General features: G+C 47.7%; 9 protein-coding genes. All 9 read left to right on the forward strand.

Features of this window, described 5'->3' with window-relative positions; all coding sequences use genetic code 11:
* Positions 1-195: 195 nt before the first annotated feature.
* Entirely contained in the window at positions 196-3,366 is a 3,171-nt protein-coding gene (locus ACR9Y8_RS14050) for a sigma-54-dependent Fis family transcriptional regulator (RefSeq protein ID WP_481213870.1), read from the forward strand.
* Positions 3,367-3,568: 202 nt separating this feature from the next.
* The gene (locus ACR9Y8_RS14055) at positions 3,569-5,344 is read left to right on the forward strand and encodes an amidohydrolase (protein WP_481213871.1); all 1,776 of its coding nucleotides are present in this window, start codon (positions 3,569-3,571) and stop codon (positions 5,342-5,344) included.
* 23 nt (positions 5,345-5,367) lie between these two features.
* A complete protein-coding gene (locus ACR9Y8_RS14060) occupies positions 5,368-6,234 on the forward strand; it encodes a VOC family protein (protein ID WP_481213872.1) in 867 nt (288 codons plus the stop codon).
* Between the two features lie 71 nt (positions 6,235-6,305).
* The gene (locus tag ACR9Y8_RS14065) at positions 6,306-6,935 is read left to right on the forward strand and encodes a hydrolase (RefSeq protein WP_481213873.1); all 630 of its coding nucleotides are present in this window, start codon (positions 6,306-6,308) and stop codon (positions 6,933-6,935) included.
* Between the two features lie 21 nt (positions 6,936-6,956).
* The gene (locus ACR9Y8_RS14070) at positions 6,957-8,339 is read left to right on the forward strand and encodes an alginate export family protein (protein WP_481213874.1); all 1,383 of its coding nucleotides are present in this window, start codon (positions 6,957-6,959) and stop codon (positions 8,337-8,339) included.
* Positions 8,340-8,358: 19 nt separating this feature from the next.
* Complete coding sequence (locus ACR9Y8_RS14075; protein ID WP_481213875.1) at positions 8,359-9,099, forward strand: M17 family peptidase N-terminal domain-containing protein; 741 nt, start codon at positions 8,359-8,361, stop codon at positions 9,097-9,099.
* Between the two features lie 30 nt (positions 9,100-9,129).
* Entirely contained in the window at positions 9,130-11,025 is a 1,896-nt protein-coding gene (locus ACR9Y8_RS14080) for an amidohydrolase (protein WP_481213876.1), read from the forward strand.
* Between the two features lie 13 nt (positions 11,026-11,038).
* On the forward strand, positions 11,039-11,473 hold the full coding sequence (locus tag ACR9Y8_RS14085; protein WP_481213877.1) for a DoxX family protein: 435 nt from the start codon (positions 11,039-11,041) through the stop codon (positions 11,471-11,473).
* 4 nt (positions 11,474-11,477) lie between these two features.
* Positions 11,478-12,149: a YoaK family protein gene (locus ACR9Y8_RS14090; RefSeq protein ID WP_481213878.1), complete on the forward strand. Its 672-nt coding sequence runs from the start codon at positions 11,478-11,480 to the stop codon at positions 12,147-12,149.
* Positions 12,150-12,155: the final 6 nt, after the last annotated feature.

Below are 12,155 nucleotides of genomic sequence, written 5' to 3' on the forward strand. Positions count from 1 at the left end.
AGGATAATACGTGATCTGCCTGGATAACAGTTTGTGCTGGCATTCATTATGGCGCCTTCGGTAGTTTATTAATAAGCCGGCTACAATATGTTAGCGTTGTCCAAATAAATAAAATTAATTTGGATGCCTGATACTGTTATCTGACTTGTCGTCCAGGATTGTTTTCCCCGAGAGCTAAACGAACAATGTATTATTATGGAGAAAACAATTCTCAGCAATGGTTTAACCGATGTGCCGGGGATATCCCTGTCTTTACTTCCCGAATATACCGGATTGCTGCTCCAGATTATCCAGGACATCCCCCTGGCAAAAGATAGAAAACAGATCCTCACCGTCATCAACGATAAGATCAGGCCAATACTGCGTTTTTGTAATCACTGTATACTGACAGTTGAGGGAGACAATGGCATAGAGGGCTTTGATATGGATGCAGACGGCCCTGCTGATCACTGTGAGCGTGAAGATCCTTTCTATGCGAAGCTGTTCCTGGCCTCATTAATACAACGGGGGAGAAAAGAAGGATTACCCTTTATCATTGATTATGCAACCGATGATCTCTGCGGCCACGCTGAAAAGGGATTAGCTATATTGAAAGCAAAGGGCTGCAGAAAAGGAATAGCTGAATTACTCACAACCAGGGGAAAAGTTTTTGGCTGCTTCATACTCAACTTTCAGCATGATGTTGATTTAACGGATCAAAACATACCATTATTCCAGACAATTGTTGCACAGCTGTCTGTTGCCCTTTCCAATAATTTATCCAATGAAAAGGTCCTGCAAAAGGAAAGGGACTTTAATAAACTGCTGCATTTAATAGAGGACCTGGTCAGCATCAGGCAAAGAGATGACCTGGCCAAAGTAATCAAGGATAAAATAAAGCCCATCCTGGACTTTGATGATGCTGTTATTGTAATATTTGATAAAGATAAAAATACCTGCAGGCACTTTTTGAATATTGCTACCGATGAAAGAAAAGCGCATCCCATTTACAGCCAGCTGGTGCAGCAGGAGCTGCCTTTTAAAGGATCTCCTGTCCACCAGATCTCCAGCTATCCTGAAGATATTCATTATTGGGATGTAGCCGGCTATTTACTTCAATACCCGGAATACCCCGCACTTTTACTGATGCAGCAAACGGGCCTGCACCACAGTCTGTCTGTAAAATTATGGTGGGGCGGTAACCTGATTGGCCTGTTTATGCTTCATTTTGGCCGCAGATCTCCGATCGATAAAATAAATCGTCACCTCATTAAAGCAGTAGGCAACCAGGTGGCCGTAGCAGTGGCTAACATACAGGCTACTGAAGAAATACTACAAAGGGAGCAGGAAAAGACAGTGCTGCTTTCTATTAGTGAAGCCATTAATAGTATCCGCAAGAAAGAAGATCTTTTATGGGTCATTTCTGAAAAAATAAAACCACTGTTTACATTCAACGATGTTGTTATTGCCCTGGCTAACCCTGACAAAAAGACGCACAGGGCCTTCCTGCTCCACACCAGCCATAAGAGGCAGGACAGCCTGCATTTTAAACCTACAGCTGACCAGGATTACCCGGTGGAGGATGGCGTCTTTAACCGGGCTTTAAACGCAAGGAAACCGGTGATCTGCGATGTGAAAGAAAGCATGGAAAAATTTCCGGCAGCCAGCTACCTGCAATTTATTTATGTAAATGGCATTAAAGAAATGGTGAGCGTGCCCATTTGCTATGGACCTGATGTAACAGGCATCCTGATCCTGCAATCAGAAAAAACGGGCGCTTTCTTTGAAAAGGATTTCAACCTGCTGCAGTCAATTGCGGATCAGCTGGCAGTTGCCGTGGCAAATATCCTGATCACGGAGGAGATGATCGGGAAGGAAGAGGATAAATCCATTCAGCTCTCCATTATTCAACATCTGACCACTTCTTTTGCCTGGGAGCAACGGTTTGGCCTGATCGCTAAAGAATTACAGAAAAGGATCCCCTTCAGGTTTGCTTATTTCTCATGTGAATACAAAAAAACCGACTGTGGATATGGAGACGGGTATTTACATGTAAGCAAGGACGATTACCAATATGTGAACAAAGATCAATTTTTAAGGCTTTTACACCTGGATGATCACCGCTTCAGGCGGTTAACAACACGTTCCGACAAAGAATTTTCCATACTGAAGTTAATCGCCGAAGGACTAAACCTACACTCCCAGGTATCGTTTACCCATACGTTTGCGGAATACGGGCTTTTTTACATCAGCCTGTTTAACACGGATCAATATGTATATCAACAGAAGGACATAGCATCCTTCCATCACATTTTATCAGGCATCATGCCGACCATAGAGAAGAACCTACATTCTGATGAGATCATACGCTTAAAAGAGAAACTGGAACATGAAAAAATCTACCTGGCGGATGAAATAAAGTCTACACACAACTTTGACGAAATTATCGGCTCCTCGAAAATCATACAGGAAATTTATAAAAGCATCAACCAGGTTGCGAAGACCGACGTGACAGTATTGATCACGGGTGAGACAGGGACGGGTAAGGAATTGCTTGCACGGGCCGTTCATAATTACAGTGATCGCAAGAAAAATGTAATGGTCAAGATCAATTGTGCAGTGCTTCCTCCGCAACTGGTGGAGAGTGAGTTGTTCGGCCATGAAAAGGGCGCCTTTACAGGGGCTATAGAAAGACGGCTTGGAAAGTTTGAGATCGCGAATGGCAGTACCTTATTCCTGGATGAAATCGGCGAATTGCCGCTTGAACTGCAGGCAAAGCTGCTACGGGTGTTGCAGGAAAAGGAATTTGAGCGCCTGGGCAGCAATAAAGTGATCAAAACAGATGTACGTATTGTTGCAGCAACAAACCGCAACCTGGAAAAGGAGGTGATGGAAGGCCGGTTCCGTAGTGATCTGTACTACCGCTTGTCTGTATTCCCGATGGAACTTCCGCCTTTACGTGAGCGAAAGGAAGATATACCGCTGCTTGGAAGGCATTTTATTGATAAATATAATCGCAAGTTCAATAAACAAGTGACAGGTTTCAGCAATGATATGATGAACGAAATGCTGCAATCGCAGTGGCCGGGTAATATCCGCGAAATGGAACACCTTATTGAACGGGCTGTAATGCTTTGCAGCGGGAAAGTCATTACCAGCTTTCATCAGCATAAAAAGCACCTGCACAACCAGTTCGGGTTTCAGCAAACCGGCGTTACGATCAAAAGCCTGGCACAAAGCGAAAAGGAGCATATCCTGAATATGCTTAAAATCGCAAATGGCCGGATACGCGGTGCAGGTGGCGCTGCTGAACTGCTCGATGTCAAACCAACCACCCTGGAAGCCCGGATGAAAAAGCTGGGTATAGAAAAGAAATTTACCGGATAGCATGTAAACCCCTCGTCCAATAAATTGAAATGCAGCCTGTGTACATCTCCAAAATAATGGAGATAGCTCCAATCATTTCTTGTTGCTCCTATTTGTGACAATCTCCCGCAAATTATTAATAATCAAATGATTATTGCGCCGCCATCCTACATTTATGGTACATGGCACTGGCTTTGCCATAAGCATTCATGGGGTCGCAATTATGAAAAGATTACTGGTGAGCTTTTATTGTGCTGCTATCTTTTTTTCTTCAGCAGTTGTCAGGGCACAGCATGATGCTTCTATTATCATTTACAATGGTAAGGTGGCCACACTTGACGAGCATGACTCATTTGCCCAGGCGGTAGCTATTTCCGGGAAAACCGTTATCGCCGCTGGTAGTAATGAGGCAATGCAGCAGTTTAAAACACCGTCAACAACGATGATTGATGCAGGCGGGCGAACCGTTATTCCCGGTTTATATGACTCGCATTTGCATGTTGTCCGCGAAGGAAGATTCTATAATGCTGAGCTCAGGTGGGATGGTGTAGAAACATTAGCCCGTGCTTTACAAATGCTTAAAGAACAAGCGGCCCGTACACCGAAAGGACAATGGGTAAGGGTAGTTGGCGGATGGAATGAGCATCAGTTCAGGGAAAAGCGCTTGCCTACGCTAAAGGAGATCAATGATGCTACCGGAGAGGTGCCCTGCTATATTTTATACCTCTATGACCATGCTTATGTTAACAGGGCGGGGATCAAAGCGCTGTCTTATGACAAGAACCCTCCACCGGCCCCCCAGGGCCTGGTGGAAAGAGATGCTGAGGGTAAGCCTACAGGCCTTCTTGTAGCAGCGCCCAATGCCTATGTGCTTTATTATACCTTAAGCCTGCTACCTCCACTTAGCAAGGAAGAAACCCTGAATTCAAGCCGGCAGTTCATGACTGAGTTAAACAGGTTAGGCGTTACTGCGGCACTGGATGCAGGCGGCGGTTTTCAAAGCTACCCGGATGATTACTGGGCGATGGATTCCTTATCAAAGCTCGGACAACTTACGCTTCACCTTCCTTACTACCTGTTTGCGCAAAAAGGCGGCCGGGAGCTGGAGGATTATAAAAAATGGATTCGGGAAATTGATATTGAACAACAACATTCCTCTCCAGCGTTAAACGATTATCACGTACAAGGCGCAGGCGAGAACCTGGTGATGACCGCTGCCGACTTTGAGAAGTTCGGCTCACCCAGGCCAGAGCTTCCTGCAGCTATGGAAGGGCAGCTGAAAGCCGTGCTGTCTGAAGTTATCTCTCACAAATGGCCTTTCCGTCTCCATGCTACCTATAATGAATCCATCACAAGGTTTTTAAATGTTATTGAAGAATTGAGCAGGCAATACAGCCTGGAAGGTATTACCTGGATCATTGACCATGCCGAAACGATCAGCGAAGAGAATGTGCATAGAATAAAAGCCCTGGGAGGCGCTTTGGCAATCCAGGACAGAATGGCCTTCCAGGGAGAGATCTTTGTGAACCGGTACGGATTGAAGATGGCTAACAATGCTCCTCCCATTCAAAAAATAAGAGCTGCCGGCGTGTCACTTGGCATGGGTACGGATGGCACAAGGGTATCATCCTACAACCCCTGGCTGGGTCTTTACTGGCTGGTAAGCGGGAAAACGATAGGTGGCATGAAAATACTCAGTGACAGCAACCACCTTTCGAGGAACGAGGCCTTAAAGCTGTTTACGCAAGGCAGCGCTTCCATTGTAAAAGAAGAGGGGAAAAGAGGCAGGCTGGCGCCTGGTTTTGCAGCGGATATCGTTATCCTCAACAAAGATTATTTCAGTGAGGACGAGGATGCTATTAAGAGCACTCAATCACTGCTTACCATATTCGATGGGCAAATTGTCTGGGGAGATGGTCCTTACAAAGCCATCGCTCCTGAAAAGGAAAAAGCGATACCAGCCTGGTCGCCGGTGAATTTCTTTGGCGGTTATCAATAAGACCTAAAAAACAACCTTGCGTTATGCCTTCATTAATGGCGCCGTTGATCACAGGTTTTCATCATGTAGCCGCACTTGCTGCTGACACGCAGCAGAACATAAATTTTTACGCTGGTTTTTTAGGCCTTCGGTTGGTAAAAAAAGTAGCCAGTTTTGATGTTCCTCATGCCTGCCACCTTTATTATGGTGATGGGCAGGGAACACCCGGTACACTGATCACTTTTTTTTGTGCTGCTACCAATGCTCCGGGCAGGGTGGGCAAAGGTGGTATTATAAAAATAGCTTTTTCAGTAGCCGTGAATTCATTGGAATATTGGCTGGGCAGGTTAAAGGACTATAATGTGGCACATAACAGCAGGATACAGTCGCGCAGGAACCAGCTCTTCATCGCTTTTGAGGACTATGATGGTTTACCACTGGAACTGGTTGGTGTTGAAGAAGACACCAGGACCGGCTGGCTGATCCCGTCTATTGCCCCGGAACATTGCATCAAGGAGCTATACCGCGTCACGCTGTGCCTGTCTTCACTTTCGTCCATCGCGGAATTGCTGACAAATGTGCTGGATTACAAACGTATAGAGAGTCATGAACACTACATCTTTGTGCCCAGGACATTGCCCACTGCATCTTTGCTCGAGATTGTCATTGATCCGTTTTTCAGAAAACGTACTGCTGGCGCGGGTACTTTTGATCACCTGGCCTTCAGGACCAGAGACACCAGTACGCAAATGAGAGTAAAAGAATTATTAGAGACCTGGAATACTGAGGTAACAGCCATTGTTAACGGTCATTATTTCCATTCAATTTATTTCCATGAAGCGGGAGGTATGCTTTGCGAAGTAGCCACTGAGCTTCCAGGCTTTCCGGCAGCAGAAGAAAACTGGCGGTAGCATATGAAGCACACCACGACCGGTAATAACAACATTACAAATATATATTCACCACAGTAAACACCGCAATTATGAAAATTTCTGAACGGCTATTAACGCCCACCAATCACCAGATGGTTTTGATCGACTTTGAAGGCCTGATGGCTTTTGCAGTAGGCAGTATGGATGTAGGCACACTAAGGACCAATTCCGGCATTATTGCTGCTGCATCCAAAATATTCAATGTGCCTACCACTGTAACAACGGTAGCGGAAAAAGCGATCAGCGGCCCCGTATTCCCCGAGATCATGGAAGTTTATCCCGACAACGGCAGCTATCTTGATCGTACCAGCATGAACACCTGGGAAGATGAAGCCGGCTATAAGGCTATCAGCGGCATTGGCAAAAAGAAGATCGTGCTGGCAGGGCTCTGGACCTCCGTTTGTATCGTAGGGCCTGCCTTATGCGCGCTGGAGGAAGGTTATGAGGTATACATTGTTGCAGACGCCTGTGCCGATGTGACAGTAGATGCACATGAAAAAGCGATGCAACGCATGATCCAGGCTGGTGCACAACCGATTACCTCAGTTCAGTACCTGCTGGAATTGCAGCGTGATTGGGCAAGAAAGGAAACCTATGACGCAGTTACCACGCTCATGCAACGCCTGGGTGGCGCCTATGGCATCGGTATTCAATACGGTTATGCCATGCTTCCGCACTAAAGGCCGATAATCACAGGCATTATGCGCTTGCATTGCATTTATGCTGCTTTTTATATCATCATAGGGCTGCTGGTTCTTCCCGCTGTAATCAGTGCACAAAGCTTTAAACTCCTAAGATATGAAGAGGATTACCGTTACCTGGCCAACGACAGCGCCTTGAACTGGTTTGAACGCACCAAATTCATACCGCTGAACCGGGAACGGTCCCTTATACTTTCTTTTGGTGGAGAAGCACGCTATGACATGGTCTTCACAAACAGGGAAAACTGGAGCAGGAAAGACGGAACTAATCATTCCCTGTTACAACGTTATGACTTGTTTGCCAATTTTCAGCTCGGACGGCAGGTACGTATATTCGGTCAGCTGCGCAGTGCACTGGAAAACGGTAACAAGTTCGGTGCTGCTCCTGTGGATGAAGATCACCTGGCTGTGCAAAATCTGTTCATTGACCTGTTGCCCTGGCAACGGGAAGACCGCAGCCTTACCTTCCGCCTCGGGCGGCAGGAGCTGAACTATGGAAGCGGCAGGCTTATTTCGGTGAGTGAAGGAACCAATGCACGGAGATACTTTACCGGGGCAAAAGCCATGTACCATGCTCCTAAGTTCGGGGTAGATGTGATGGCCATGGCCGATGATGATATACAAGCGGGCATATTCGATAATAAAACCAACAAACAGGTGAACCTATGGGGCGTATATTCATGGCTGATCATTCCCGCCGGGGGTAATTTCGACTACTACTACCTGGGCACCTATCACGATGCCGTAAGCTATCCCGAAGCGACTGCCAATGAAACCAGGCATACACTGGCTGTGAGATACTGGAAATACGGCGGAGGCTTTATTTATAACCTGGAAGCAGCTTACCAGTTCGGGAAGTTTGGGGCAGGTAATATCAGCGCCTGGACAACCGCCATAGACATTGGCTATACGTTTGAAAAGGCCAGGTTCAAACCCACGATCAACCTGCGGAACGATTATATCTCAGGCGATAAAACAAAGGGCGATGGGAGCCTGCAAACTTTTAATCCCCTGTATCCCAGGGGTGGCTATTTTGGCTTTAATCCGCGCATTGGGCCAGCTAACCTGGTAGATGCGCATCCATACGGCGCCCTTGATCTTACAGAGAAGCTGTCTGTTCAGTGGGATCTTGTGTTTAACTGGCGGTACTCCCTGGAGGATGGTATTTATACTCCTTCCGGGAAAATCTTCCTGGATGGGAACGGCAGCCGCAAGCGCTATATAGGCACTACCTACCTGCTGGGTGCAGATTATAACTTTTCGAAGTTCATCACGTTAAGCCTGGGTGCACAGTACTTCCAGATAGGCGCCTTTATTAAGGACCTAAACAGCGAAGCAGTCAATTCTCAATACTTCAACACTCAGCTGACCTTTAAATTTTAACTGTCAAAATGCAAAGAATATGAACCATACAGGTAAAAGTATTTCAAAGAAAAGAGGCCGGGTATTACTGCTGCCGCTGCTTTTGTTAGCGCTGCTGCCTGTTACACTCCGCGCACAAACCGGAACGCTGCCTGCAATAGGCACCAGCAGCATTGTGGGAACAGTGGACGGCGTTGCCATTGAAGCCAAAGTGCTGAGCCCTTCCGCACAGCCCACGCCGTTACAGGTGGTTTGTGTATTTGAATACACCGCCAATGATCTTACCACCCCTCCTGCCTTGCCGGCTAATCTCAACGGCATGCTGCATGTAGATGAAGCATTGAAGGGCCTCATTACAGACCTGCGTCAAAGCGGCAAATTTAAGGGCTACTTGTATGAAACCCTGCTGCTCACTCCTCCGCCGGGCACCATACCGGCTAAACAGCTGTTAGTGGTGGGGCTGGGCGCCCGGGATAAATTTGATCCTGCTATCATGACCACTGTAGGCGCCATTGGCATGCGGGAGGCATTAAGGCTGGGCGTAGCCAGCTATTCACATGCCAGCAACCTGAAAGACGCCGGTGTAGAATCGCCCACCGCGCTGGTGGCATCCAATGTGGTAAAAGGGGCAGTGGAAGCTTATCGTACCCAGGCCTACCTGAAAGACAAGCATATGTCTACCTACAAACCTCTGACTAAAATGACGCTGTTATCCGGTCCGGCCTTTTATGAAGTAAGCAGGCAGGCCGTGAAAGAAGCCATCGCAGCCATCAGTAATTAAGCCACATTCATTTTATCGAATCTTATGTATATGAAAGCGGACATGATCTTATACAACGGTAAAATCCATACCGGTAACAAGGAGCAAGCCCAGGCCACCGCTGTAGCCATCGGCCAGGGAAAATTTTTAGCAGTAGGTGATGATACCGCGGTAATGCAACTGGCAGGAACGGCCACCACACTGATAGATCTGCGAAAAAAACGTGCAATCCCCGGCCTGAATGACTCTCATACGCACCTGATACGGGGAGGCCTGAATTATAACCTGGAGCTGCGCTGGGATGGAGTGCCTTCCCTGGCTGATGCCATGCGCATGCTCAAAGAGCAGGTACAACGTACTCCACCGCCCCAATGGGTAAGAGTAGTAGGGGGATGGTCGGAATTCCAGTTTGCCGAGCGCAGGATGCCTACGCTTGACGAGATCAACGCCATTGCCCCGGAGACACCCGTTTTTATATTGCACCTGTATGATCGCGCCTTGCTGAACCGCGCCGCGCTCAGGGCAGTGGGATACACTAAGGATACCCCTGCTCCTCCCGGAAGCGTTCTTCAAAAAGACGCGCATGGAGAACCAACAGGATTATTGATTGCTACCCCCAATGCGCTCATCCTGTATGCCACTTTGGCTAAAGGCCCTGCATTGTCATATGAGCAACAGCTTAATTCTACCCGTCATTTTATGCGGGAGCTGAACCGTTTTGGCATTACCAGTGTAATAGATGCAGGAGGTGGATACCAGAATTACCCCGACGATTATAAAGTTATAGAAGAACTGAATGCAAGGGATGAGCTGACCGTCCGCATTGCTTATAATCTTTTTACGCAACGCCCCAAACACGAACTGGAGGACTTCGAAAACTGGACCCGTTCGGTACCATTGCACCGCGGAAATGATATGTACCGCCACAACGGTGCAGGGGAAATGCTGGTATTCTCGGCGGCAGATTTCGAGGACTTCATGCAGCCCAGGCCTGATCTCCATGAAAATATGGAGGCTGAGCTGGAAAAAGTGATCCGGCTGCTCGCAGAGAACCGCTGGCCCTTCCGGCTTCATGCCACCTATAATGAAAGCATTACGCGCTTTCTCAATGTCATAGAAAAGGTAAACCGCGACATACCTTTTGATGGAATGCACTGGATCATTGATCACGCGGAAACTATCGATGCACGCAATATCGAACGTGTAAAAAAACTGGGAGGAGGTATCGCCATTCAAAGCAGGATGGCTTACCAGGGCGAATATTTTACTGATCGCTATGGCGCGGTTAAGGCGGCCACTACCCCGCCCGTAAAACGGATGCTGGAAATGGAGGTTCCTGTGGGCGCTGGCTCCGATGCTACCCGTGTAAGCAGCTATAATCCCTGGGTAACGATGTACTGGCTCAGCGCCGGTAAAAGTGTAGGCGGGCTGCAGCTGTATGATGAAAGGAATAAGCTGGACAGGGAAACCGCGCTGGCCCTGCACACCCGCGGAAGCGCCTGGTTTTCTACAGACCAGGATAAAAAGGGATGCATTAAAACAGGCATGCTGGCCGATATAGCCGTGCTGGATACCGATTATTTCAGCGTTGCAGATGAAGAGATAAAAGGCATTGAGGCGGAATTGACGATCGTAGGAGGAAAAATCGTGTATGCCAAGGGGGATTTCTCTTCGCACTCCCCCGCGCCGCTTCCTGTTTCACCTGACTGGTCGCCTGTTACCAACTATAATGGATATTATAATGCCAAATATGCAGATGGCAGGACTGCGGCTGCAAACAGGATGGCTGAAAGCAGCACAGCTAACATCAGTAACCACGTACATGTTTGCGCGGGCAGCTGTAATGTGCACGGCCATCATCACGATACCGCAAGAATGAGCCGGGTGCCTGTGAATAATTATAATGCATTCTGGGGCGCCCTGGGGTGCTCCTGTTTTGCCTTTTAATAAAGAAAAGGATATGAAAACATTCATTGAACTGATACTGTTTTCGGATGCAGGCAATAACGCCAATAATATAGCGCTGCTGGTATTCCGCATCTTGCTGGCACTGGAATTATTCAGGGTACACGGATTGAAAAAATTCCGCCTGGAGAACGGGCAAAAAGAGCATGTGCCTAATCCGCTGCATCTGCCGGATAAGCTGAATGGGCTGATCGCTACTTTTTCAGATACAATAGTACCTTTCCTGGTCATACCGGGTATCATAACAAGACTGGTTGTTCTCCCGGTAATAGGCATCACGGCCGTCGGCTATTTCGTGGTGCACCGTAAAGACAAGGCTGAAATAAGGGACGTGCCTTACATGTACACCCTGTGTTTCCTGTTCCTGGCTGTTACCGGACCGGGTACCTATTCACTTGACTATTACTTGTATAACGCACTCACCGTTTAAGACCATGGAATCCAATAAGACCATTATTTACCTCAGCCTCGTGCTGTCCTTCAATGCAGGATTCTGCGACACATCCACTTTTGTGGGAGCGCATGAACTATTCTCTGCGCATGTAACGGGCAACTTTATCATATTTGCTTACCAGCTTGTAAAGGGTGCAGACCTCCGTGCCTGGCTGCAGCTGGTATCTTTTCCCGTTTTTGTTCTGTCTGTAATGATCGGCGGCCGCATTGCCGGTACAGGCTCAAACAGGCAGCGGATATTATTGGTTGAATCACTCTGGCTGATATTAGTTGGCGGTATATTCCTGGCACTGCAGTATACCACTGGTGTTTCACCCACTGCCAACTACCTGCTGTCTATGGGAGTTGTTTTCGCGATGGGCATACAGAACGCCTTCGGAAAAATATTTGCAAAGGACACCTTTGGGCCTACCACCATGATGACGGGAAACGTTGCGCAGTTGTCGCTGGATCTTGGCCAATTGATCCAGCCGGGCATCTCCCATGTGCCTCCCGCTGATAACTTCAAAAAACAAAGCATTACAGTGGCGGGCTTCCTGATCGGCTGTCTCACCGGCGCTGTGCTTACAAAAATGGCAGGACTGGGAGTGGTTATCATCCCGGGGCTGCTCACATTGCTGCTGTTCCGCTGGATGCCTGCACGGACGGCGTAGCAGCCC

The sequence above is a fragment of the Chitinophaga sp. SVR4-12A genome, from assembly GCF_056754765.1.

Excerpts from the sequence above, each read along its gene's own strand:
- ACR9Y8_RS14070 (WP_481213874.1), top strand. The coding sequence starts at position 6,957 with ATGCGCTTGCATTGCATTTATGCTGCTTTTTATATCATCATAGGGCTG.
- ACR9Y8_RS14080 (WP_481213876.1), top strand. The coding sequence starts at position 9,130 with ATGAAAGCGGACATGATCTTATACAACGGTAAAATCCATACCGGTAAC.
- ACR9Y8_RS14090 (WP_481213878.1), top strand. The coding sequence starts at position 11,478 with ATGGAATCCAATAAGACCATTATTTACCTCAGCCTCGTGCTGTCCTTC.
- ACR9Y8_RS14085 (WP_481213877.1), top strand. The coding sequence starts at position 11,039 with ATGAAAACATTCATTGAACTGATACTGTTTTCGGATGCAGGCAATAAC.
- ACR9Y8_RS14075 (WP_481213875.1), top strand. The coding sequence starts at position 8,359 with ATGAACCATACAGGTAAAAGTATTTCAAAGAAAAGAGGCCGGGTATTA.
- ACR9Y8_RS14060 (WP_481213872.1), top strand. The coding sequence starts at position 5,368 with ATGCCTTCATTAATGGCGCCGTTGATCACAGGTTTTCATCATGTAGCC.
- ACR9Y8_RS14065 (WP_481213873.1), top strand. The coding sequence starts at position 6,306 with ATGAAAATTTCTGAACGGCTATTAACGCCCACCAATCACCAGATGGTT.
- ACR9Y8_RS14050 (WP_481213870.1), top strand. The coding sequence starts at position 196 with ATGGAGAAAACAATTCTCAGCAATGGTTTAACCGATGTGCCGGGGATA.
- ACR9Y8_RS14055 (WP_481213871.1), top strand. The coding sequence starts at position 3,569 with ATGAAAAGATTACTGGTGAGCTTTTATTGTGCTGCTATCTTTTTTTCT.